We start from the raw sequence: 25,047 nt of genomic DNA, 5'->3' as shown, positions 1-25,047 counted from the left end.
TTACATGAGAAAAACTAAGATGATTTGTACTATAGGACCAGCTAGTGAAAATCCAGAAATATTATCAAAAATAATAGAAGCAGGAATGAATGCATCAAGACACAACTTTTCACATGGAGATCATGCAGAACATGCTGAAAGAATAAATTTAGTTAAAGACTTAGCTAAAAAATACAATAAAGAAATAGCTATAATGCTAGATACTAAGGGACCAGAAATAAGAACTGGAAAATTTGAGCCTAAAAAAGTTGAACTAAAATCAGGTGAGGATTTTGTAATATATGCAGGTGGAGATGTAATTGGAGATACAACTAAGTGTACAGTTACATATGAAGGATTAGCTAATGATGTTAAACCAGGAAATATTATATTAATAGATGATGGTTTAGTTGGACTAAAAGTTGAATCAATTGAAGGAAACAAGATTAACTGTAAAGTTATGAATACAGGATTTGTAGGAACACATAAGGGAGTTAACGTTCCAGGAGTTTCAATTAAGTTACCAGCATTAACAGAAAAAGACATAGCTGATTTAAAATTTGGTTGTGAAATTGGAGTTAATTTAGTTGCAGCTTCATTTATAAGAAAAGCATCTGATGTTGAAGCCATAAGAAAAATATTAGTTGAAAATGGTGGAGAGCATATTCAAATATTCTCAAAAATAGAAAACCAAGAAGGTGTAGACAATATAGATGCTATATTAGAAGCATCTGATGGAATAATGGTAGCTAGAGGAGATCTAGGAGTAGAAATTCCAATGGAAAAACTACCAGCAGTTCAAAAAATGATAATTGAAAAGTGTAATATAATCGGAAAACCAGTTATAACAGCTACACAAATGTTAGATTCTATGATAAGAAATCCAAGACCAACAAGAGCAGAAGTATCTGATGTTGCTAATGCTATTTATGATGGAACTGATGCTATAATGTTATCAGGAGAATCAGCAAATGGAGATTGGCCAGTAGAAGCTGTAGAAACTATGGCAAAAATAGCTATAGAAGCAGAAAGCCAATTACACTACGAAATAGCTACATCAAAAGCTAAGAAACATATACCAGCTATAGCAGGAGTTATTTCAAGAGCAGCTGCAAATGCTGCAAATGAATTAAAAGCTTCAGCAATAATTTCATCAACACAAAGTGGAGCAACTGCAAGAAGATTATCTCAATGTAGACCAGATTGTCCAATAGTTGCTGTAACTCCAGATGAAAAAGTGGCTAAAAAGTTAGCATTATGCTTTGGAGTTTATCCAGTTGTTTCAAGACAAATGGAATCAACTGACCAAATGATGGAAGAATCAGTTAGAGTTGCAGAAGCTAATGGATTTGTTAAGTCAGGAGATACAGTTGTGATAGCAGCTGGAGTTCCAATAGCTGAAATAGGAACTACTAACTTATTAAAGATAAGCGTGGTTGAATAAAAGATAAGCATTTAGTTAAATAGAGTAATATAGATATAGGATAGTTAGTGTAATAACTAATAAATCCTATATCTTTTTTTTACTCTTAATTAATCTATACTATTGAAAGCAAAAATATCAGGATCAATATCATTACTTTTAAAGAAGGTTTCTATTTTAAGACGAACTTCTAAAAGTAAATTTTTTATGATTTCGAATTTTTCTTCATTAAATCTAAAACTAGGAATACTTACACTAATAGCAGCTAGAATTTGAGAATCTTTAAATAATGGGACACTAATACAAGAAGTGTAATCATTAATTTCCATATTTTCAGTACTATATCCATCATATCTTACTTTAAGTAATTGATTATAAAGAACTTCAATATCAGTTATAGTATTTTCAGTATAAGCTTTTAATCCATATGGATACATAAGTTTTAATTCGTCTAAATTCTTATTGAAAATAAGAGATTTTCCTAAAGAAGTACAATATGCAGGAAGTCTTTTCCCAACAGAAGAAATAAGCCTAATAGGCTCTTCAGAATCTACTTTAGCTATATATAAAACTTGATTTCCATCAAGAACACCTAGTTGGCAAATCTCGCCTGAATTATCAACTATATATTTCATTTCAGTTTTTATAAATTCAAGTATATTTACATTGTTTGTATAAGATGAACCAATACAATAAGAAGAAATTCCTATTGTGTACTTATAAGTGTTTTTATTCATAAATATAAATTTCCTAGCAGCCATAGTATGGATTACAGGATATAAGCTACTTTTAGGTGCATCTATTAAATTTGAGATTTCTGTTAATGTAAGTCCTTCAGGATTAGAAGACAATAATTCTAGAATATCTAAAACCCTTTCTGTAGGTCTATGCTCATTTTTTTTCATTAAATATTCCCTCCCCTTTATTAAGTGAATTATAGCAAATAATTTTCATCAAAACAATGATAAAAAAATTTTTATAAAACGTTTACTTATAAAGAAAAAGGTGGTAATATAAAAACAAGAAGTTCGTAAATATATAATAGGTTTGTATAAACGAACTAAATGAGGGGGATGTAATTTATGATCATGAAATTTTTAAAAAAGGTACCAGCAGGTATGATGATTGTTCCATTATTAATTGGATCATTCTTAAACACATTTTTTCCTGAAGCACTTAAAATAGGGTCCTTTACTACTGCTGTATTTTCAAATGCAGGAGCAGCAACAGCAATGGGTATTCAGTTATTTTGTTTAGGAACTACATTACAACTTAAAGATATGCCAAAAGTGGTTAAACGTGGTGGGATATTACTACTTGCTAAGTTTGCTATTGGAGCTGCAATAGGTATAACAGTTGGAAAAGTCTTTGGTTTTAATGGAATTCTAGGATTATCTGCATTAGCAATAATTAGTGCAGTTACAAATAGTAATGGAAGTATCTATCTAGCATTAATGAAAACTTATGGAGATACAACTGATTGTGCGGCAATGGCCTTACTAGCTTTAAATGATGGTCCATTCTTTACATTAATTGCATTAGGAGCATCTGGACTAGCTAATATACCGGGAAAAGCCTTAATAGCAACGGTAATTCCAATAATAGTTGGTATGATTCTTGGAAACTTGGACAAGAGCTTAAGAGATTTCTTAGCACCAGCAGGAGATATTTTAATTCCTTTTGTTGGTTTAACATTAGGAGCTGGAATTAATTTAACTAATGTTGCAAAGGGTGGTCCACAAGGGATATTATTAGGACTAATAACATTGGGAATTGGTGGTACATTCATTGTATTTTGTGATAAGGTGATAGGTAGACGTCCAGGTTATGCAGGTTGGGCAGTTGCAACTACTGCTGGGAATGCTATTGCTGTTCCTGCAGCTGTGGCATTAATAGATCCAACTTGGACACCATTTGTAGACGTAGCAACTTCTCAAGTAGCTGCAGCTACTGTTGTTACAGCAATATTAGTTCCTTTAGTAACTGACTGGTGGGCGAAGAAATATGGATGTCCACAAATTCCTTTAAATAAAAATATGGTGACAGAAGAAGGTTTGCCAGCAAGTAAATAAAAAAAGATATAAAGTATTTGGGAGGTATTTAAAATGATAAATTCATTAATTATTGATGTAAAGGACAACGTGGCTGTTGTAATTAAAGAGATAGAAAAGGGAGAGGAAATTAATTATAAATTTGATAATGAAGAAAAAACTTTAATAGCAAAAGATAATATTAAAATTTATCATAAATTTGCTACTAAAGACATCAAGAAAGGTGATCCTATTATTAAATATGGACAACATATAGGATTAGCAGGAATTGATATTGAGTCTGGAGAACATGTTCATGTTCATAATGTAGAAAATCATAGAGAAGAGTTATAGAGTGTAGGAGGAATATATATGAAATTTTTAGGATATAAGAGACCAGATGGTAGAATTGGAATAAGGAATCATGTGTTTATTTTGCCAGCAAGCGTATGTGCATCAGATACAACAAGGATTATAGCATCTCAAGTAGAAGGAGCTGTAACTTTTAATAATCAAAATGGATGCTCACAAGTTGCAGGAGATCAACAATTAACTATGGATGTTATGGCAGGGATGGCTGCTAATCCAAATGTATATGGAATAGTAGTTGTGTCATTAGGTTGTGAGAACTGCCAAATGGATTTAGTAGTTGATGCTATTAGAGAAAGAACAAATAAGCCACTTGAGCAGTTTATAATTCAGGAAAATGGAGGAACTCTTACAACTATTGAAAGAGCTGTACGTGCAGCAAAAAAAATGGTGCAAGAGGCATCTATGTTACAAAGACAAGAGTTTCCAATGTCAGAATTGATTATAGGAACAGAATGTGGTGGATCAGATCCAACAAGTGGATTAGCATCAAATCCGTTAATTGGGGAACTAAGTGATCTTATGGTGGAAGAAGGCGGAACATCTATCCTTTCAGAAACTACTGAATTTATAGGAGCAGAGCATATTTTAGCAGAAAGAGCTAAGACACCTGAAATTAAGGAACAAATATATCATATAGTACATCGTTATGAAAAGGCCTTACAATTGGTAGGAGAAGAGGTTAGAGAAGGAAATCCATCTCCAGGAAATAAGGCAGGTGGGCTTACTACTCTTGAAGAAAAATCATTAGGTTGCATTCATAAGGGTGGGCATACATCAGTAAATGCAGTTTACGATTATGGAAAGCAAGTATCAGAAAAAGGGCTTGTTATAATGGATACTCCAGGAAATGATCCATCTTCTGTAGCAGGTATGGTAGCTGGAGGAGCTCAAATAGTAGTATTCTCAACCGGTAGAGGAACACCAACAGGAAATCCAATTGTACCAGTTATAAAAATTACGGCTAATAGGCAAACATATAACAATATGGTAGATAACATTGATATAGATGCTAGTCCTATTATATATGGAGAAAAAACATTGGAAGAAATGGGACAAGAATTATTAAAAGAAGTTTCTGAAGTTGCATCAGGTAAAATTACTAAAGCAGAATCCCTTGGTTATACAGAAACAGCAATTGCAAGACTTTGTAATTATGTATAAAGGAGAATGAATAATGAAATTTATAAATTTCATATATGAAGGAAGTAAAAATATAGGAATACTTTCTAAAAATGAAGCTTATATAATTGAGATAAATTCTATCTTAGAAGGAAGAAGTTTTAAATCTATAGTAGATTTAATTAAGAATATAAGTAATGAAGAAATATTGAAATTAAAAGAAGTAGTTACAAGCTTTGATAATAATTATAAAATTTATGAGTTAGAGAAAGTAAAATTATGTGCACCTATAGAAAATCCGATACATGATGTAATATGTGTAGGCGTAAATTACAGAGATCATTTAGAAGAAACTAAAAGAGGTTTTGATAAAAGTAATTTTGTTGAAGTAGAAAAAACAGTATATTTCTCAAAGAGAGCTAAAAATATTATTGGAAGTGGAGAAGTTATAGAAGGACGGTTTGACTTAGATGAAAAAATTGATTATGAAGTTGAACTAGCTATAATCATAGGTAAAGAAGGAAAGAACATATCAAAGGATAAAGCAGAAGAGTATATTTTTGGTTATTCAATTTTTAATGATATATCATCTAGAGATTTACAACAGTTACACGGTCAATGGTATATAGGAAAAAGCTTAGACACATATTCGGTTATGGGACCATGTATCTTATATAAAGATAGTGTTAAATTTCCAATAGAAATGGATATATCTAGTTCACTAAATGGAGAAATAAGACAAAAATCTAATACAAAAATGCTTATAAAGGATATTCCAAGTATAATAGAAGAACTTTCTAAGGGTATGACCTTAGAACCAGGAGATATTATTGCAACAGGAACACCAGCAGGTGTAGGGATGGGCTTTGATCCACCTAAATTTATGAAGAAAGGTGATACTATATCCTGTGAGATATCCGAAATCGGTAGGTTAATAAATAAAGTAGAATAATTTGTGGCAGAAAAGGAGAAAATATGAATAAAGCAATGTTTTTAACACCAGTTGTAACGGCTTTTGATTCTAATGGTAACATAGATATAGAAGCAAATAAAAATATATGGGATCATTTAATAAAAGGTGGAATTGATGGGTTAGTCATAATGGGAAGTACAGGAGAATTCTTTTCAATGACAACAAATCAAAAGAAGCAAATTATTGATGAAGTTGTATCATATGTGAATAAAAGAGTTAAAGTTTATGTTGGTACAAGTTGTATGAGGGAAGATAATACAATTGAATTATCAAATTATGCTCTTAATGCAGGGGCAGATGCAGTTATGATTATAGGACCATATTATTTTTCTTTATCAAATGAAAGTATTGAAGAATACTATGATAAGTTAGCTAAGGAAATAAATGGAGATATATTATTATATAATTTTCCTGATAGAAATGGATATGATGTGACTCCAGAAATAACATTAAATCTAGTTAAAAAACATAAGAATATAGTAGGATATAAAGATACAGTAACAGAAATGGGACATACAAGAAAATTAGTAACTACTTTATCTAAGGAGTTTCCAGAGTTTATGATCTTTTCTGGATATGATGAGAACTTCGCACATAATATAATTTCAGGAGGGGCAGGATGTATTGGAGGACTTTCTAATCTTTATCCTGAAGTATTCTCTAAATGGGTAAAAGCAATAAATAGTAAAGACTTAGAAGAAGTTATAAAAATACAAGGTATAGTAGATAAAATGATGAATTTATATGATATAGGAAAGCCATTTATTCCTATAATAAAAAGAGCTATGATCCTTAGAGGAATAAAAATGGAGGATTATTGTACTCCACCATTTTTAATGGCTAATGAATTACAAGAGGAAAAAATAAAGACAATAATAAAAGAATTGAATCTTATATAAATTTATTAAACTATATTTATTATTAAAATTTAACAAAGCATTTATTAAAGGCTATAAAATTTTGAAGTCTATATTTTATTAAATATATTCAAAACTTTTATAGTCTTTTTAGTTATAGTATATTAACAAAAGAATTTATTATAATAGATATGAAGACTATGAAATATACTATAGGTACAAAATGATAATCATTATCATTAATAACTAAAAATATATTAAATTTGTTAATAAATTGTGTAATTATAGATATAAAAGTAGTTATATTTAGATAATTAACAAAATGTTAATAATTATATTGATAATATTTCAGTTATAATGTATATTATGAAAAGAATATTGTAATAATATTAAATGGAATTAAATGGCAACTAATTCTGAATTTGGGCATCTTAGGATGCCATTTTTTTTTACCCTAAAATAAGTATGCTATATATCAATTAATAATTTGTAGTTAACAGTCTGACATAGATTTAAGTAATATAAATTTTTGATAAGTGTATAAACTTAAGAAGAAAAGTATATCCCCTTGTGGCTATAGTGAGTTCATGATATTATAAGATGAAACTTTAGAGAATAGTTAAAATTTTTATATAAGATTTTAAGAGGTGATTATTTTGGTTGAAAAGAATAATGAATATATATTAGATATAGTTGGTGTAGGCTATGAAGGCGAAGGTATTGCTAAAATAGATGGATATCCAATATTTGTAGAAGGTGCTATATACGGTGAAAAGGTAAGAGTATTAATAGTTAAGGTTAAGAAGAACTTTGCCTATGGAAAGCTATTAGAGATAGTAGAGGCCTCAGAAGATAGAGTAGAACCTAAATGCATAAATTACAAAAGATGTGGAGGCTGTTCACTTCAACATATAAGTTATGAAAAACAGTTAGATTATAAATATGAAAGAGTTAAGGATTGTGTTTCAAAAATTGGTGGATTATCAAAAGAACTTGTAACATATCCATTAGGAATGGATGTTCCAGAACGATACAGGAACAAAGTTCAGCTACCAGTTGGAATGGTAAAAGGAAAATTATCAATCGGCTTTTATGCACCAAGAAGTCATGACATAATAGATTTAGATACTTGTTTAATTCAAGATAAGATAGCAGATAAGGTTACTGAAATAACTAGAACTTGGATAGAAAAGTACAAAATAATACCTGCAACAATAGATGGAAAATTTAATCCTAAAGGATTAATAAGACATATAATGATTCGTAGAGGGTTTAAAACTAATGAGGTTATGGTTGTATTAGTAACAACTAAAAAAGATATTCCATATATAAGTGAATTTGTAGAAATGATAAAAAATAATACTGATGGAATAAAAAGTGTTATTCAAAACATAAATGAAAAAGATACTAATGTAATACTAGGTGAAAAGTGTATAACATTATGGGGAGACGATATAATAACGGATTATATAGGAAACTTTAAATTTAAAATATCACCTCTTTCATTTTTTCAAGTTAATCCAAACCAAACAGAAGTATTGTATTCTAAAGCATTAGAATATGCTGCCCTTACAGGTAAAGAAACAGTTTTTGATGCATATTGCGGTACAGGAACAATAACATTATTCCTTTCACAAAAAGCAAAAAAAGTTTATGGAGTAGAAATAATAAAAGAAGCTATCCACAATGCAAAAGAAAATGCTAACATAAATTCTGTGGATAATGCAGAGTTCTTTGTGGGTAAATCTGAAGAAATAATACCTGATTTAATAGAAAAGGGAATAAATCCAGATGTTATAGTAGTAGATCCTCCAAGAAAGGGATGCGATATAAAATTACTAGAAGCTATAGGAAAAGCAAAATCAAAAAGAGTAGTATATGTTTCCTGTGATCCTAGTACTTTAGCAAGAGACTTAAGAATCCTAGAAGAACTAGGATACAAGATAGAAGCAGTTCAGCCTGTAGATATGTTTCCGCATACTGCGCATGTGGAGTGTGTAGTAGGAATACGTCGCAAGGATTTGTTATAATCATTGAATTTACTCACTTTGCAAGCTTTCATAACTTTAACACAAATGGTGATGATTTTAGAAATAAAGAATTTATTCAGGGCGTTAAGGTTAGAGTGGGGATTTGATATGGTGAAAGTAGATATGTAAAACAATAAAATAATCTTTAATAAAATTATTACTAAAAAGTTCAAATTGAAAAATTTGAACTTTTTGTTTTAGAATACGAATTATTTATTAAGTGCAAAAAATATACTAATTATGAATGACTAATGGGAGGAGAGATGATTTTAAGAAAAGTGTATATGTTTAAATGGGAATTTTAGTGTTACTAGAAGCATAGATTATGATATAATGAGGAAAAAAGAGGAGAAGTAAGATGAATAAACTTTTTAAAAGTGCAATGTTTTTTACATCTTTTTTACCACTTTGGATAACAGTACTGTTTATAGATATAAAGAGTCTAATCAGTAATAAAGTATATATCTATACTGAATATATTGTGGTATGCTGCATTTTAATAGGAATATTATGTTCAATAATTATAATTTGGTTTTCTATGAAAAATATAAAAAATTCTGATTATAGAAAGTATAAAGTAGTTGAGGCAACTCAAGAAAAAGGAATTACTTCAGAATTTTTACTTTCATACATACTACCTTTATTTGTTTTTGATTTTACTAAGTGGGATAGTGTTATACAATTTATAATATACTTTGGAATACTTGCATTCCTGTGCATTCGAAATAATAATGTATATGCCAATTTGTTATTTGAATTAAAAAATTATAAATTTTATACATGTGAACTTGTATGGGTACCAGAACCAGGAACAAAGTCTATACAAGTATTAGCTATAAGTTGTAAAAATCTATGTGCAAATAAAGGTAATACCATTGAAATAGCCCCATTAAATAAGCCTTTTTATTTAGTTAAATAATTAATGGTGTTGAGCTAGGTACTTCACAAATACCATCATCAAACATATTTAATTTTGTTTTACCGCAAATTGCTAAAGTAAATTTTCGTGCATTTGCTTCTTCGTGCAAATCAAATTTTTTTGTTGTAGAATCAAGTGGGATTTTCAAGTCCTTAGCTAACTTGTTTTTCCATTTTGTTTGCGTCAGTTTTTCAACAATGGAAGCATCATAGGTTATAAATTTTTTTGGATTTTGTCCTGAAGAGGCAAAAGAATCATAATTCTCAAAATTAGCAATAATATTAGCGGCTTCTAGTTCTGATAAGTGCTTTTTACATAGGATTTTATGAGTGTATTCCATGTTAAATATGCTTTCACAATTGTTATTAATCATATACATAGTGTTTTTGTAAACAATGGCATCAAATGATTTACTAAATTGAACTAGTGGTTCATCTGCTTTAGCAATGGTGTTGTTTTGAGATGTAAAGATCGGAGTACGTCCTTTTTTATATGTAAGGAGTGGATTTTTTCTTGTTATTAGATATATATTTTCAGAAGTACCATCACTTAAGGTATATGAACCAATAAAAACATATGCATTGGCTTTTATATGTTTGAAGTTAGTTGTATCATCGCTATTATTTATATGTTCAATTAAAAAATTCCAGCAGGTTGAAATTACAGTATTGTTAGTTGAAAGCTTGTCTACTACATTTTTAGGATTTTCTCCAGTATAATCTATAACTTTTTTATCATATTTTTTTACAATAGATAAGAAAGCATCGCACATACCTGTAATTGTTGTAGACAATAAATCAACAGATGAAAAATTCATATCGTAGCAAATATATTCATTAGGGTGTTTAGAATGATTATATTCAACTAAAACAGAACTCCAAGTTGGAATCTCTTTTGCTTTAGCTATTCCTTCTTCAATTATTGTATAAGACATAATATCCTCCCTCAATTAGAATTAATATCAATATTATACCATAAGATACATTTTTGATAAATGCTAATACTTTTCTTGATTTCACCGCTTTAAGGGGTGATTTTTTATTTTATATAAAAAATATATATTGCATTTTTTAATTTGCAAATATGATAATTTGCAATTACATATTTACAAATTAGTGTTTGATATGTATAATTGAATCAAAGAGAAAAAGGGAGTATGTATATATGGATAAGAGTACATTCAGTTGCTTAATTAACGCTGAAATTTTAGAAAAATTTAATTTCGCAGTAACATTAAACAAAGAAAATAAAGAGGAAATTATAGAAAAACTACTTTCTAATTACATTAGTGATAGTTTCTTAAAAGCCGCTAAAGAGTTATCTTCTAACACTGTAAAAACAACAACTCCTGCAATTAAAACAGTTGAAGATAACAATTATGCTAAAGCAAACAGAAAGATTCCAGTATGGGCAAATCGAGAAAAACAAAATAACCATAAATTAATTAAGGCATTTTTAAAAATTGAAGAGGAACAAGGGGTAGTAAGTTATGAGGAATTAATGGAAAGATGTTCGAATTCTACAAAATATCCTGACACTTATGTAAGTGATTTTAGAGGTAATTTCGCACAGATGAAAACAGATGCTAGTAATTCTCATGGGAAGGTATTTATAGTGGAAGGAGATAAGGTAGAAATATGGAGTGAGGTTCTTGATACATTGAGGAAATATAGAGATTCTTTTCTAAACAGCAATAGTGAGGGGCGTGAAACTATGAAAATAACAAATGAAATGACACATAGAGCATATGAGATAGTTAAAATGGTTTATCATGGGAACTTGACTCGTAATGAAGCAAAATACAAAATTGCAGATGAAACAGGTATGAATGCTGGATCAGCAGGTGATTATGTTACTAATTTTCTTGCAATGATGGAAGGTCAACGTTATACAAGAACAATGAATACATATGCTACTCGCTATTTATTAGAAAAGATCAAATTGGAATTTGGAGAAGAGCAATTTAAAAAGGCTCTTGAAGCAACAAAAGAACATGTAAAGTATTATAATGGTTTAAATAATGGAACATTACATAGTATTCAAAATGTAATAGATGAATTAAGTTAGTTAAAATTTAGGGAGAAAATACTATATTTTCTCCCCATCATCAAAAATAAAAAATCCTTCAAATTTGCAGCCAAGAGCTGTAGCAATTTCAATTAATTCCTGCTCAGAAAAGTTGTCACGATTCAATTTATTAGTTAAATTTTGACGAGAAGTACCAACCATATCGGCTAAGTCTGATATGGTTATTTTTTTTCGCCTTAATATAATTCTAATTTTCTCACCCATAGTTAATGCCATAAATATTCACACCTTTAAATATTATATATACAAATATACACTAAAAAATTTACAATAGCAACTTTGTTGAATTTATAGAAACTATTTAGTTTACAAAAATACAGACATAAGATATAATTGAGTTTATAAAGAAACTTAAAAGTGTACAAAAAATAATGAGGAGGCAAATCTTATGATTAGTAATAAGGTGATTTCAATAGTAAATCAAAAAGGAGGTGTAGCCAAAACCGTAACAACTTTAAATTTAGGATATGCATTAGCAGAAATGGGAAAGAAGGTATTACTTATAGACTTCGATCCGCAGAGCAGTTTAACAGTATGCTTTGGATATGACAATACGGACAGTATAAAAACGACAATATATAACTTGATGTCTCTTGCTATTGAAGAAAAAAGCTTACCTAAAAAGGAAGAATATTTTATTTCGGCAGGAAATATTGATATTATTCCATGCAGCTTAGAGCTATCAGCAATCGAAATAGCCCTTGTTAATGTTATGAGCAGAGAACTTGTTTTAAAATCTATTGTTGACGAAATAAAAAATGATTATGACTATGTAATTATTGATTGTTCTCCATCACTAGGTATGCTTACTATAAATGCACTTGCTGCTTGTGATAGTGTGATTATTCCTGTTACTCCTCAATATCTTTCAGCCAAAGGCTTGGAGTTACTTCTTAGAAATATTATAAGAGTTAAGAAAAGAATAAATCCTAAGATTGAGGTTGATGGAATACTTTTAACCATGTATGCAGAAAGAATGAAGCTTTCAAAAGAAGTTTTATCAATAATTCAGGATGCTTATGGAAGCAGAATAAATATTTTTGAAAATAAGATACCAACTTCAGTTAAGGTTGGCGAGGCTAATATGAAAAGCAAGAGTACCATAGAATATGATTCTAAAAATAAAGTATCTATTGCATATAGAGAATTTGCTAAGGAGGTGGCTGCAATATGAGTGAGAGAAAGTTGATGAGCTTAGATGATATGTTTGGAGACAGTGAAGTTAAAGGTGATACTAATTCTGGCGTTATAGAAGTTGAAATTGATAGACTGATACCTTTTTTAAATCATCCTTTCAAATTATATGAGGGTGAAAGATTTGATAATATGGTCAGAAGCATCAAAGAGTTAGGAATAATTGTGCCTGTTATAGTAAGAAAAAAGGGAGACAGTTATGAGATATTGTCTGGACATAATAGGGTTAATGCTGCAAAGGTTGCAGGACTTAACAAAGTTCCTGTATCTATAAAAGAAAACATAGACGATGAAGAAGCTATTCTTATAGTAACTGAAACCAATCTTATGCAGAGGTCCTTTACTGATATGCTGTTTTCAGAAAGAGCTGCTGCTTTATCAGAACATCATAAAGCACTAACATCTCAAGGCAAAAGAACAGACCTTTTAAAAGAAATTGAAACTATGCTAAAAGCTGATGAAATGAAGGTTGAAGAAACTTCTCGACTATTAGGCGAGAAGTTAACAAGTGCAGATGAAACAGGAAGAAGTTTTAATTTATCAGGAAGAACAGTATCAAGATATTTAAGGATTTGTCACCTTATAAAAGAATTAAAAGATAGACTTGATATAGAAGAAATACCATTCTTTGCAGCTGTTGAACTTTCATATTTAAAAGAAGATGAACAAAATATTATTGAAGCTATACTTATTGAAAATAAATTTAAAATTGATTTGAAGAAATCACAAGTCTTAAGGGATTATTCAGAAAAAAATAAACTTGATGAAGAAACAGCTCATTCAATTCTTTCAGGAGAAATTAATAAAAAGGCAAAGTCAAACAAGCCTGCGACTATCAAATTGAAGCCTAAGCTAATAAGCAAATATTTCAAACCAGAAGTTAAGCAGCCAGAAATTGAAGAGATTATTGATAAAGCTCTAAAGTTATATTTTGATAGTCAGGGGAAGGAGGTATTAGATGAGTAGAATAATAGAGGTTAAAGAAGTATATGAGAAGATTACAAGCATAGTAACATCTAACAAGAAAGAATGGAAAGAATTCTTGGATTTTTCAGCAAGAATTTATAAGTATAACTTCGATAATGCAGTTTTGATTTATGCTCAAAGACCAGATGCTTCAATGGTTGCTACAATGGAGATATGGAACAGAAAAGTCGGAAGATATGTAAATAAAGGAACAAGAAGTATAGCAGTTTTTGATACCTCTATGCCAACACTCAAATTAACATACTTATTTGATATTAAAGATACCAATGGAGAACAACACACTATTCCTAAGTTATGGAAGCTTGATGATGGAATCAGTATAAAGCTTTTAAAAAACATAAATGAAAAGTATAATTTAGATAGTAATTCTATAGAGATACTAATATCAAGTGTTACAGATATTAAAGTTAACGAGGAATTTGATAATATAATTGATGGTTATGAGGCAGATATTAAAGAAACTTGGCTTGAAGATTTGCCGAAAGAAGGATTTATAAATTATTTTACCCAAACCATTATAGAAAGTGTTAATTATTTGGTGGCGAAAAGATGTGGAATAGAAGACTCAAGCTTTAATGATGAAAATACATTTATGGTAATAACTCATTTTAATACGCTACCATTAACTTTTAGACTTGGAAATTCTGTGTGCAGTATATCTCAGCAAATTCTTAGAGAATTTGAAAGTGAAATATATAAAATTATGAGAGAGCAAAGGAGCGAAAAAAATTATGAAAGAGAACTTAAATCTCAATTACAAGGAGATAGACGGAATACTTTATCCAGAGATACAAATATCAAAGAACAAGGAAATGGATCAGACGCCATTAGGAAAATACGGTCAGATGGCGTTGAATTATCTAAAGAACAATCATCAGAACAGATACAGCTTACTTCTAGCACAAGGGGAGCTGATGGAGAAAATGCATCAAGTGAACGAGGAAGCACATCAGAGGCTAGAAATATTAATAGAGCAAATGTTGAAGACAGATCCGATAATGAATCCAGAAAACACCATGGAGAGCTTCAAACACAGGGAGAAAATAAAGGAAACAGCAGAGGAGATAGTTCTTCACGAGATAGTTTACAAAATGAGATAAAGCAAATAGATATTTTTGAGTCACAACAAAGTGGCTCTTTTTTAATGCCTGAAAATAAGGATAAAGAAGCACTAAATGTAGCGGATACCAAAGAGGAAAGAGTTGATATTTCAGATAAAGATAATGAAATTAAATCTGAAAACAAAAATTCTAAATGGGAAGAGTATAAAAACAGGACATTAGAAAATTATGAAGCTAATATTTTAGGCTGGCTAAATAACAATGAAGTTAATAGAAAATCTGAAACTAAAGAAAAAACAAATGCAAAAGAAAAAGCTGAGAAAATAAATTACAACTATAGTCCAGAAGATGAAATTGGAGTTGGAGGACTTAAAACTAAATTTAGAAACAATATAGAAGCCATTAAAACTTTAAAGGTTATTGAAGAAGAAAATAGATTTGCAACAGCAGAAGAACAAAAAATACTTGCTAAATATGTAGGCTGGGGAGGTATGGCTCAAGCTTTTGATATTAATAGTACAGGATGGAATAGCGAATATACAGAGCTAAAAGCACTACTTACTACTGAAGACTATGTATCTGCAAGAGCATCAACGCCTAATGCTCATTATACTTCACCTACAGTTATTGAAGGAATATATAAAGCACTTGAAAGCTTTGGATTTAAAATAGGTAACATTTTAGAACCTTCTATGGGAGTTGGAAATTTCTTTTCTATGCTTCCAGACAGCATGAAAGACTCTAAGTTATATGGAGTAGAACTTGATGATATTTCAGGGAGAATAGCAAAGCAGCTCTATCAAAAGGCAGATATTAAAATACAAGGATTTGAAGAAAATAACTATCCAGATAATTTCTTTGATGTTGCTATAGGTAATGTTCCCTTTGGAGATTATAAGCTGCATGCTCCTAAATATGATAAACATAATTTTTTAATACACGATTACTTTTTTGCTAAGGCTTTAGATAAAGTAAGACCAGGTGGAATCATAGGTTTTATAACTTCAAAAGGAACCATGGATAAAGAAAACAATAGTGTAAGAAAGTACATTGCAGAGCGTGCAGAATTAATTGGAGCAATAAGGCTTCCTAATACTGCCTTTAAATCAAATGCAAATACAGATGTTACTGCGGATATTATATTTCTACAAAAGAGAGAAAGGGTACAGGTTACAGAAGAAAATTGGCTTCATGTAGCAAAAACAGAAGATGGAGTTCCTATAAATGAATACTTCCTTGATAATCCAGAAATGCTTCTTGGGAAAATGGTTTTTGATCAGAGAATGTTTGGTGAAGGTAGTAAATACACAGCCTTAGTTAATGAAGATGAGAATTTTGATTTAAGTGAAGCTTTAGCTAGAGTAGTTGAAAATCTAAATGCTAATATAGTAAGTTTTGAAAGAGAAGAAGCTGCTACAGAAGATTTTATTGCTGCTGATCCTAATGTGAGAAACTACACTTATACTTTTATAGATAATCAGCTTTATTATAGAGAAAATGCTGTAATGAGAAAAATTGAAGCTACAGGAAAGACTTTAGAAAGGATAAAAGGTCTCCATGCTATAAGAGAAATCACTAGAGAAATAATAGATATTCAAACAAATGGCTGCACTCAAGAAGAGCTAAAAGAAAAACAGGAAATATTAAATAAACGTTATGATACCTTTGTTAAAAATCATGGATATATAACAGCAAGAACCAATAATACAGCTTTTAGAGATGACAATGATTATCCTCTCTTATGTTCCATTGAAGTAGTAGATGAAAACAAAAATGTTACTAAAGCTGATATGTTCACTAAACAAACTATACGGCCACTTGAAAAGATAACAGAAGTAGATACAGCCATTGAAGCTCTTACAGTAAGTTTAAATGAAAAAGGAACAGTAGATATATCTCTAATGCTAGAAATTTATGATAGCACAAGAGAAAATATTATAAATGAACTTAAAGGTCTGATATTTTTAAATCCTGAAAAATATAGCAAAGATGATTTACTTCAAGGCTGGGAAACTCAAGATGAATATTTAAGTGGCAATGTGAGACATAAATTAAAATTGGCAAAACTTTATGCTGAAACTAATCCAGAGCTTTTTACACAAAATATAGAAGCCTTAGAAAAAGTTCAGCCAATAAATTTAGAAGCAAGTGAAATTGATATAAGGCTTGGAATAACATGGATTGATGAAGGAGATATAGAAAAATTTATTTATGAAACCTTAGGAACTCCAAAGTATGCACAAAACTCAGGTTCTCGTTATAGCAGCAATGAAATAAAAGTTCATTATAATAATTTTAATGCATCTTGGGTTATTGAAAATAAGGGGGTAGATGGATATTCTGTGGCAGCAACAGAAACTTTTGGAACTAAAAGGCTTAATGCCTACTATATTGTTGAAGAAACTTTAAACCTTAGAACTGTTACTGTAAAAGACAGAATAGAAGAAAGCGATACTGTAAGATACGTCCTTAATCAAAAGGAAACTATGTTGGCAAGAGAAAAGCAAAATCAGATTAAGGAAGAATTTAAGAACTGGATATTCAGAGATCCTGACAGAAGAAAGAAGTATGTTGAATTCTATAATGAAAACTTTAATAACATAAGGCTTAGAGAATATGATGGATCTCATTTAACCTTTCCAGGAATGAATCCAGATATTAAACTTAGACAGCATCAAGTAAATGCTATAGCTAGAATTTTATATGGTGGAAGTACACTTCTTGCTCATTGTGTTGGTGCTGGAAAGAGCTTTGAAATGATAGCAAGCGGTATGGAACTGAAGAGATTAGGTCTTTCTAAGAAAAGCATATTTGTAGTTCCTAATCATTTAACAGAGCAGATGGGAGCAGAGTTTTTAAGATTATATCCTTCAGCTAATATTTTAGTTACTACAAAGAAAGACTTTGAAAAACAAAATAGAAGAAGATTTGTAAGTAGAATTGCTACAGGGGCTTATGATGCAATAATTATAGGGCATACGCAATTTGAAAAAATACCAATTTCAAAGGAAAGACAAGAAAGAATGTTAAATTATCAGATTGAGCAAATGACCTATGCCATAGAAGCTACTAAAAGAGAGCGAGGAGAAAACTGGTCTATAAAGCAGATGGAGAAATTTAAAAAGAGTTTAGAGAGTGAACTTAAAAGACTTCTTGATGAATCAAGAAAGGATGATGTTATAAACTTTGAAGAGCTTGGTATTGACACTATGTTTGTAGATGAAGCACATTATTATAAAAACTGTGCAGTATTTTCTAAAATGAGAAATGTGGCTGGAATATCCAATACGAGAGCTAAAAAAGCCAGTGATATGCTTATGAAATGCCAATATATCCATGAGATAAATGAAGGCAGGGGAGTAATATTTGCTACAGGAACCCCTATTTCAAATTCTATGACAGAAATGTATGTAATGCAAAGGTATCTTCAAAACCATGAACTTGAAAGGAGAGGTATTCAGCATTTTGATGCTTGGGCAGCTAGCTTTGGTGAAGTAGTTTCTTCATTGGAACTTGCTCCAGAAGGTACAGGTTATAGGTTTAGAAGTAGGTTTTCAAAGTTTACAAACCTTCCAGAACTAATGACCTTATTTAAAAATATAGCAGATGTTCAAACCTCAGATATGCTAAAACTGCCAGTGCCAAAACTTAAAGATGATAAATACATTTTAGTATCTTCGGAGCCAAGCGAGTTTATAAAACATGAAATGGAAAACTATGTTGAAAGAGCTGAAAGAATTAGAAATGGAATGGTTGATCCTTCTGTAGATAATATGCTTAAGATAACCAATGAAGCAAGACTTTTAGGTACAGATCCAAGGCTTATTAACAAAGAAGCAATAAATGAGCCCGATTCAAAGGTTAATAGATGTATTGAAAATATTTATGAGGAATATAAAAAATCAGAAAGTGTAAAAGGAACTCAAATAGTATTTTGCGATGTGGGAACGCCTAATTCAGATGGGCGTTTTTCTGTTTATGATTCAATTAAAGCAGAACTAATAAATAAAGGAATTCTTGAAAATGAAATATGCTTTATCCATGATGCGAAAAATGAAATACAACGTGAAGAAATATTTTCTGATATGAGGTCAGGTAATAAGAGAATAATCATAGGAAGTACACCTAAAATGGGAACTGGAACTAATATTCAAGACAGACTAATTGCACTTCATCATTTAGATTGCCCTTACAGACCAAGTGATATAGAGCAGCGAGAAGGAAGAATTTTAAGGCAAGGAAATATAAACCCAGAAGTAAATATTTATAGGTATGTTACCAAAGATACCTTTGATTCATACCTTTGGCAGATTGTAGAGCAGAAGCAAAAGTTCATATCTCAGATAATGACTTCCAAATCTGTTGCAAGAAACTGTGAAGATATAGATGAAACTGTATTATCCTATGCAGAAGTTAAAGCTTTAGCTACAGGAAATCCATTAATTAAAGAAAAAATGGATGTTGATAATGAAGTATCAAGACTTAAAGTTTTAAAAGCTGCTTATGATAGTCAAAAATATACCATGCAGGATAATTTTATTTTTAAGTATCCAAAACTTATTAATGAAGCTGAAAGTAAGCTAGAGTGTATAATCAAGGATATTGATAAAAGAAATATGGAAGATGCTAAGGATTTTTTGATAACAATAAATGGCAAGTTATTTGATGAAAGAGAAAAGGCAGGAACAATGCTTCAAAGTCTTTATGAGAAGATACCAAAAGGTGAGGAGCTTCATGTAGGAAACTATAAAGGTTTTGATTTAAAACTTAGGAAAAATTTATTCTTTGAAAAGCATGAACTCTTAATCCATGGTAATTTAAAATACACTGTAGAGCTTGGAGATAGTGCTCATGGGAATATGCTAAGAATTGAGAATATGTTAAATAATCTCGAAGGAAAGATGGAAAGCATAGAAGAAAAAATCGAGGAATACAAAAGAAACATGCAACAGTCAAAAATAGAATATGAGAAACCTTTTCCTTATGAAGAAGCTTTAAAAGAAAAGTTATCACGACAATTTGAACTTAACTCTCTGCTTGATTTAAATAAAAAAGAAGCTGAAGTTATGTTAGATGAAGATGCTTTAAATAATGAAGTAGATGATATGGAAGTAGTTAAAGATGAAGATTGTGATGAAATGGCAATCTAGAAAAATATGATTGAGGTGAGGTAAGTGAATAAGAAAATTAATAGAGATAATTATAAGTATTTATGTTCTTTAATGGCACAGCTTTTAGAACTAGATGTAGATACAGAGGAAAGAATAAAAGAATACATTGAAAATCATGGAGTGGATAATTTTTTTAAGGATTATGAAAAAATGGAACTTCCTTATGAGGTATATGAAAAACTCGAAGGTTTGCAGTTCGTATTGGAAACTTTAAGTGATAAAACTCTTGAGGAAAGTATTGGAGGTGCACTCTAATGGAAAAGAATAAGCCATATACTTATAGCTTTTTAAAAGGCTTAAATACCTTAACAGGAATTTCTATTAAAAAAATAGAAGAGTATGCAAAAGAAAATAATCCATTCAATATTTTAGAGCATCCAAAGGTTATTGAACCAAATGATAAGCAGCTAGAAAAAATATCAATGCTCAAAGAATTTATAGCTTCTTATAATTTATTGAAAGCTCATGAAAATGAAAATAAAATTAAATTTTCTACACCAAAGGAAGCGGCAGAATATTTTGTACCTTTATTAAGCGGTGTAAAGGATAAAGAAAAGTTTATGGTAGCTTTTTTAGATAATGGAAATAACATAATTCAAACCAAGACTATGTCGGAAGGTAATATATCTCAAGCAGTAGTTTATCCAAGAGAAATTTTAAAAGAAGCTCTAGCTTGTGATTGCAAAGCTATGATTCTAGCTCATAATCACCCTGGAGGCGCTAATTTTCCTTCCAATGAAGACAAGGCTTTAACTCAGAAGCTAGTTAATATTTTTAATCCTTTAGAAATCAAAATACTAGATCATATAATAGTTGCAGGAATTAATAATTGTTCAATGGCTGAGAAGGGCTATATGCCACAAGCAATAGATGAATTAGCAAGTTATGAACCAATAAAAATAGAAGATAAAAATTTATTAGAGGAAAATCAAAGCTTCAATTCTGAACTAGATGAGGAACTGGAGCTTTAATTTTATTAGAGGTAGAAGGTAATGGAAAAGCTAAGATTTAATGATGAGGAAATATCTAAAGCTGATAAAACAAATATAATAAGCTATGCCTTAAGTGCAGGATATCCAATAAAACAAGTTACCTCTCGTTCCTTTAAAATAGATGGTTATGGCGGGTTATATATTCATAGTGATGGTCATAAATGGAATTGGTTCTCTCAGAATAAAGGTGGTGGAGCTATTCAATTTGTAATGGAAATGGAGAATAAATCTTGGGTAGATGCAGTAAAAACTCTAATAGGAAAAACAGATGAAATTATACGATATAAACCTCCAGAAGTTATTGCAGAAGAAATAAAAGGAGAATTTATTCTTCCAGAAAAAAATATTACGTATAAACATATCTTTGCATATCTTATTAATTCAAGGGGCATTGATAGTGAAATTGTAAGAGATTTTGTTAAAGATCATAAGATATATGAAAATACACATGGAAGCTGCGTATTTGTGGGATTTGATAAGCAGAATAATCCCCAATATGGAAGTATAAGAAGTACAAATACTACAGGTAATTCTTTTAGATGTGATGTGAAAAATTCAGATAAAGCTTATCCATTTTGCAAGCCTGGAAAGAATAATACAGTATGTGCATTTGAAGCTCCTATTGATCTTATGAGTTATCTTACCTTAATTAAGAAGCACAATATAGAAAATTTTGAAAATCACTGCATTTCTCTTGGGGGTGTTGCTGATAGAGCTCTTGAATATTACTTAAAAGAAAATCCTAATATAAATAAAATAGTGCTCTGCCTTGATAATGATGAGGCAGGGCATTTTGCTTGTAATCAGATTTTCAATAAATATAAAGATAGATATGAAATTGTAAGGCATAAACCTAAAAGAAAGGATTTTAATGAGGATTTAATAGCATTAATTAAGGAGTCAAAGGTAACAAAAATAAGTGAAAATGATGCTATTTATGGAAGTGGCGACTACTCAAATGAGTTTGATGATATGAGTATTTAGAAAGGCAAAGGGTGATTTGAAATGCAATTTTTAAATAAGGAAAATGCAGTTAATTTTAATGAGCTAATACAGAAAGATAATACACATCCGAGGGATACTGAAAGGTATTCTTTATTTTATATTATTGCAGGTAATGAGGATTTATTTAGAAAGAGAAAATTTTTATATGACTTTGAAAGTAATGGTATTAAAGCTAACTGTCTTGATGATGGTAATGTTGATCTTTCAAGCAGTGCCAAAGCTCTTGTAAGATTAGCTTTTAATTTGTTCAACAGCTATGAAGATAAATATACAACGCCTATTGATATTTTTTATAGTTTGGATGATAAAAATTATAGTCTTGCAATGAATTCAATAGATATAAGGTTTGGAAGGGGTATTGAAAGTGAAAAAATTTGTGACATGGAACAGGAAAATGATGAGGAATTTGAAATTTAGTTCTTTTTTCAATATCCAAGAGGACTGAACGAAAACCATGGGTTTGAGGTGAGGGCAAGCTTCCTATTGGTATAGCCAATAGCTTGTTAAGAATGGGGAAATCCCCAAGCCCCTTTAAAAGTCACTTAGAAAGAAGGGACGGAATGAGAAAAAGAAATGTTCAAACTAATATTAGAATGACAGAAGATGAAATAGAGCAAATAAAAAAGAAAGCTAAAAAAGCTAATATGACCTTTAGCAATTATGTTATAGCTTCTGCACTTAATAAAGATATTGTGGTTATTGATGGAATAAAAGACTTTACTCATCAACTTTCTAAAGTAGGTACAAATATTAATCAATTAACAATGCTTTGCCACCAAGGAAAGATAACTTGTCCAGATGTAAATTCTGTGAATAAGATGTTGAAAGAGATATGGGAAAAGCTTATACAAATTAGAAAATAAGATAAAATCTTTAGAATTATTGAGAATTCAATAGAAGAGGAATATAATTTTGTATAATGAATCATAATTTATGAAGAGGTAGAATATGAAAATAATATCTTTAAATATTAATCAATTTTTAGGAAAAGAAAATTGGAAAGATTTTAATAATGATTTAGAGACTATAACAAATCAATATATGACTAAAGTTATTCAGTTGTTAATAGAAAATGTTTGTGAAAAAAATGATATTGTTGTATTACATGAAGTTCCCTATAAAAATAAACAGCGTAATGAAGTTTTTCAAAATTTTAAAACTCAACTTGAAGAAAAAGAAATGGTATTAATACCACCTAACTATCTATATACATGTAGACCCAATTTTATTTCGTGTGCAATAATTAGAAAAGAATCAAATTGGATTGTAAAAGAAAATAAAGATTATATTTGCTCTAATACTGGTGATGGGTATGTGTTATATAATCGAGCTGTTGAATTATATAATAGTAACAAAAATATCCACTTATTAGGTGTTCATATCCCAATGATAAAAGGAAATAACTATAGTGGAAGTGTCATGTGGGATGATATTATTAATTATTATAAGAAAATGTTTAATCAAAATCTCATCATTATTGGTGATATGAATGTATATGCCGAAAATACAATTCAAAAAAGGAAGTTTGATGAGTTAATTTGTCTAGGTGCTATAGATGCATGGCCTAGTAGAGGAAATTCACCAGAAAAAGCAACGTATACTACCAAAAATCGTGAAGAATCCAGACTTGACTATGCACTAATGACACTTACTGCTTTTTTATTGTTAAAAGAAATAGAAATTGATGACAAGCCTCGTACAGATAATAATTTTTTTACAGATCATTCATCTCTCAATCTATTGTTATAATGTATTCATAACTTATATGAGATCATAATAAATTTCGAATATTATGAGAATATTAAAATTATAAAAACACTTGTTATTTATTAAATAGCAGGTGCTTTCTATTTTTACTGTAATTAAGTGAAAAAGTAAGGTGAAGCTATGGCTGTAATAGAATTTATTAATGGCTCCAATAATACTTATAAAGGCATGAAAAGAGCTATAAATTATATAAAGAATCCTCTAAAGACATCAGAACATTTAACTGGAGGAAAAGATTGTTCACCAGAAACAGCTTATGAAGAGTTTGTTATGATTAAGCAGAATTTTAATAAAGAAAAGGGGAGACAGTTTATACATTTTATTCAATCTTTTTCGCCTAATGATAAAGCTACAGCAGAAATTATAAATGAAATATGTAAAAAACTTTTGGAGCATGAAGTTTTTAATGATTTTCAGGTAATATATGCAACTCATACAGACAAAGAACATCTTCATACTCATTTTATTATAAATTCAGTTAGTTTTTCAAAAGGATGTAAGTGGCAGCTATCTAAGGAACAATTAGAAAGTCTCAAGGAATATTCAGATGAATTGTGCAAAGAATATGGTCTTATTGTTGTTGATGGAGAAAAAGGAAAGCACAAAAACAGGGGAGAATATAGAGCAACGGATAAAAAGCAGAGTTGGAAATATGAGCTGTATCTTGCCGTAAAACATTGTAAATGGTGTAGCAGAAGTAAGGATGAGTTTATAAAAAATATGAATAAGCTTGGCTATAAAGTTGATTGGATAGATGAAAGAAAATATATAACTTTTACGATTCCAGATGGAAAGAAGTGCAGGAATAGCAAATTATATCCCCCAGAACAATTTACAAAAGATGCACTTCTTAAAGCTTTTGAATTAAATAAACAGAAGGCTGATAAAGAGCAGCTTGAGGCAAAAATAGAATTGATACTGACAGCAATTTAAATGATTTGTAAGGATAATAGTAATAATTATAAGTCTCTTTTACCTTTAACAGAACTTGAGGGTCAAGCAAAGAAGGAAAGAGCAATTGAGGAAAGCAAAGGAAGAGGATTAGATTGGCAAAACGACATGTAATAAACTTGTAATTTA

Annotated in this window: 23 protein-coding genes; 20 read left to right on the top strand and 3 right to left on the bottom strand. The window is 30.0% G+C overall.

Annotation, left to right across the window (positions count from 1 at the left end; translation table 11 throughout):
- The first annotated feature begins 4 nt into the window (after nt 1–4).
- Nucleotides 5–1,423 (top strand): pyruvate kinase, encoded by a 1,419-nt coding sequence (pyk, locus tag AAT22_RS16875; protein ID WP_016207471.1) that lies wholly within the window; start codon nt 5–7, stop codon nt 1,421–1,423.
- A gap of 89 nt (nt 1,424–1,512) precedes the next feature.
- Here pyk and AAT22_RS16870 read toward each other — a convergent pair whose 3' ends face one another.
- Complete coding sequence (locus AAT22_RS16870; protein WP_047002104.1) at nt 1,513–2,307, bottom strand: IclR family transcriptional regulator; 795 nt, start codon at nt 2,305–2,307, stop codon at nt 1,513–1,515.
- Between the two features lie 177 nt (nt 2,308–2,484).
- Here AAT22_RS16870 and AAT22_RS16865 point away from each other — a divergent pair, with 177 nt between their 5' ends.
- From AAT22_RS16865 to AAT22_RS16835, 7 genes are all read left to right on the top strand, one after another.
- Nucleotides 2,485–3,474 (top strand): 2-keto-3-deoxygluconate permease, encoded by a 990-nt coding sequence (locus AAT22_RS16865; RefSeq protein WP_047002103.1) that lies wholly within the window; start codon nt 2,485–2,487, stop codon nt 3,472–3,474.
- A 33-nt stretch (nt 3,475–3,507) separates the two neighbouring features.
- Nucleotides 3,508–3,786 carry a UxaA family hydrolase gene (locus AAT22_RS16860; protein WP_047002102.1) on the top strand — a complete coding sequence of 93 codons (279 nt, stop codon included), beginning with the start codon at nt 3,508–3,510 and terminating at the stop codon, nt 3,784–3,786.
- An 18-nt stretch (nt 3,787–3,804) separates the two neighbouring features.
- Nucleotides 3,805–4,965: a UxaA family hydrolase gene (locus AAT22_RS16855; protein ID WP_047002101.1), complete on the top strand. Its 1,161-nt coding sequence runs from the start codon at nt 3,805–3,807 to the stop codon at nt 4,963–4,965.
- Nucleotides 4,966–4,978: 13 nt separating this feature from the next.
- The gene (locus AAT22_RS16850) at nt 4,979–5,875 is read left to right on the top strand and encodes a fumarylacetoacetate hydrolase family protein (protein WP_047002100.1); all 897 of its coding nucleotides are present in this window, start codon (nt 4,979–4,981) and stop codon (nt 5,873–5,875) included.
- 23 nt (nt 5,876–5,898) lie between these two features.
- A complete protein-coding gene (locus AAT22_RS16845; protein ID WP_047002099.1) occupies nt 5,899–6,795 on the top strand; it encodes a dihydrodipicolinate synthase family protein in 897 nt (298 codons plus the stop codon).
- A 614-nt stretch (nt 6,796–7,409) separates the two neighbouring features.
- On the top strand, nt 7,410–8,783 hold the full coding sequence (gene rlmD / locus AAT22_RS16840; RefSeq protein WP_047002098.1) for a 23S rRNA (uracil(1939)-C(5))-methyltransferase RlmD: 1,374 nt from the start codon (nt 7,410–7,412) through the stop codon (nt 8,781–8,783).
- 358 nt (nt 8,784–9,141) lie between these two features.
- Nucleotides 9,142–9,702, top strand: coding sequence for a hypothetical protein (locus AAT22_RS16835; protein WP_016207448.1), 561 nt, complete (start codon nt 9,142–9,144; stop codon nt 9,700–9,702).
- Here AAT22_RS16835 and AAT22_RS16830 read toward each other — a convergent pair.
- Nucleotides 9,695–10,651, bottom strand: coding sequence for a Kiwa anti-phage protein KwaB-like domain-containing protein (locus AAT22_RS16830; RefSeq protein ID WP_156174353.1), 957 nt, complete (start codon nt 10,649–10,651; stop codon nt 9,695–9,697). The genes AAT22_RS16835 and AAT22_RS16830 overlap by 8 nt on opposite strands.
- A 215-nt stretch (nt 10,652–10,866) precedes the next feature.
- Between AAT22_RS16830 and AAT22_RS18670 the strand changes: the two genes are divergently transcribed.
- Nucleotides 10,867–11,769, top strand: coding sequence for a hypothetical protein (locus AAT22_RS18670; protein WP_016207446.1), 903 nt, complete (start codon nt 10,867–10,869; stop codon nt 11,767–11,769).
- Between the two features lie 21 nt (nt 11,770–11,790).
- Here AAT22_RS18670 and AAT22_RS16815 read toward each other — a convergent pair whose 3' ends face one another.
- Nucleotides 11,791–12,006 (bottom strand): helix-turn-helix transcriptional regulator, encoded by a 216-nt coding sequence (locus AAT22_RS16815; RefSeq protein ID WP_047002097.1) that lies wholly within the window; start codon nt 12,004–12,006, stop codon nt 11,791–11,793.
- A gap of 172 nt (nt 12,007–12,178) precedes the next feature.
- On the opposite strand from AAT22_RS16815, the gene AAT22_RS16810 reads away from it, so the two are divergent.
- The 11 genes from AAT22_RS16810 to AAT22_RS19585 all read left to right on the top strand — a co-directional run bounded on the left by AAT22_RS16810 (nt 12,179) and on the right by AAT22_RS19585 (nt 25,032).
- A complete protein-coding gene (locus tag AAT22_RS16810) occupies nt 12,179–12,964 on the top strand; it encodes an AAA family ATPase (protein WP_047002096.1) in 786 nt (261 codons plus the stop codon).
- Nucleotides 12,961–13,950: a ParB N-terminal domain-containing protein gene (locus AAT22_RS16805; RefSeq protein ID WP_047002095.1), complete on the top strand. Its 990-nt coding sequence runs from the start codon at nt 12,961–12,963 to the stop codon at nt 13,948–13,950. Before AAT22_RS16810 ends, AAT22_RS16805 begins: the two co-directional genes overlap by 4 nt.
- On the top strand, nt 13,943–20,182 hold the full coding sequence (locus AAT22_RS16800) for a helicase-related protein (protein WP_047002094.1): 6,240 nt from the start codon (nt 13,943–13,945) through the stop codon (nt 20,180–20,182). The genes AAT22_RS16805 and AAT22_RS16800 overlap by 8 nt, the downstream gene beginning before the upstream one ends.
- Before the next feature lie 24 nt (nt 20,183–20,206).
- Nucleotides 20,207–20,458 (top strand): hypothetical protein, encoded by a 252-nt coding sequence (locus tag AAT22_RS16795; RefSeq protein WP_047002093.1) that lies wholly within the window; start codon nt 20,207–20,209, stop codon nt 20,456–20,458.
- Nucleotides 20,458–21,174 (top strand): JAB domain-containing protein, encoded by a 717-nt coding sequence (locus tag AAT22_RS16790; protein ID WP_047002092.1) that lies wholly within the window; start codon nt 20,458–20,460, stop codon nt 21,172–21,174. Before AAT22_RS16795 ends, AAT22_RS16790 begins: the two co-directional genes overlap by 1 nt.
- Before the next feature lie 21 nt (nt 21,175–21,195).
- On the top strand, nt 21,196–22,179 hold the full coding sequence (locus AAT22_RS16785) for a DUF3991 and toprim domain-containing protein (protein WP_047002091.1): 984 nt from the start codon (nt 21,196–21,198) through the stop codon (nt 22,177–22,179).
- Nucleotides 22,180–22,200: 21 nt separating this feature from the next.
- On the top strand, nt 22,201–22,617 hold the full coding sequence (locus tag AAT22_RS16780) for a DUF6075 family protein (RefSeq protein ID WP_047002090.1): 417 nt from the start codon (nt 22,201–22,203) through the stop codon (nt 22,615–22,617).
- Nucleotides 22,618–22,760: 143 nt separating this feature from the next.
- Nucleotides 22,761–23,063 carry a plasmid mobilization relaxosome protein MobC gene (gene mobC, locus AAT22_RS16775; RefSeq protein ID WP_047002089.1) on the top strand — a complete coding sequence of 101 codons (303 nt, stop codon included), beginning with the start codon at nt 22,761–22,763 and terminating at the stop codon, nt 23,061–23,063.
- A gap of 85 nt (nt 23,064–23,148) precedes the next feature.
- On the top strand, nt 23,149–23,949 hold the full coding sequence (locus AAT22_RS16770) for an endonuclease/exonuclease/phosphatase family protein (RefSeq protein ID WP_047002088.1): 801 nt from the start codon (nt 23,149–23,151) through the stop codon (nt 23,947–23,949).
- 138 nt (nt 23,950–24,087) lie between these two features.
- Complete coding sequence (locus AAT22_RS16765; protein WP_242849841.1) at nt 24,088–24,900, top strand: relaxase/mobilization nuclease domain-containing protein; 813 nt, start codon at nt 24,088–24,090, stop codon at nt 24,898–24,900.
- Entirely contained in the window at nt 24,901–25,032 is a 132-nt protein-coding gene (locus AAT22_RS19585) for a hypothetical protein (protein WP_278279891.1), read from the top strand.
- Nucleotides 25,033–25,047: the final 15 nt, after the last annotated feature.

The organism is Clostridium sp. C8 (assembly GCF_001010885.1).
GTDB lineage: Bacteria > Bacillota > Clostridia > Clostridiales > Clostridiaceae > Clostridium > Clostridium sartagoforme.
Note: the sequence above shows the minus strand (reverse complement) of the source record. Positions and strands in the feature narration are given on the sequence as shown.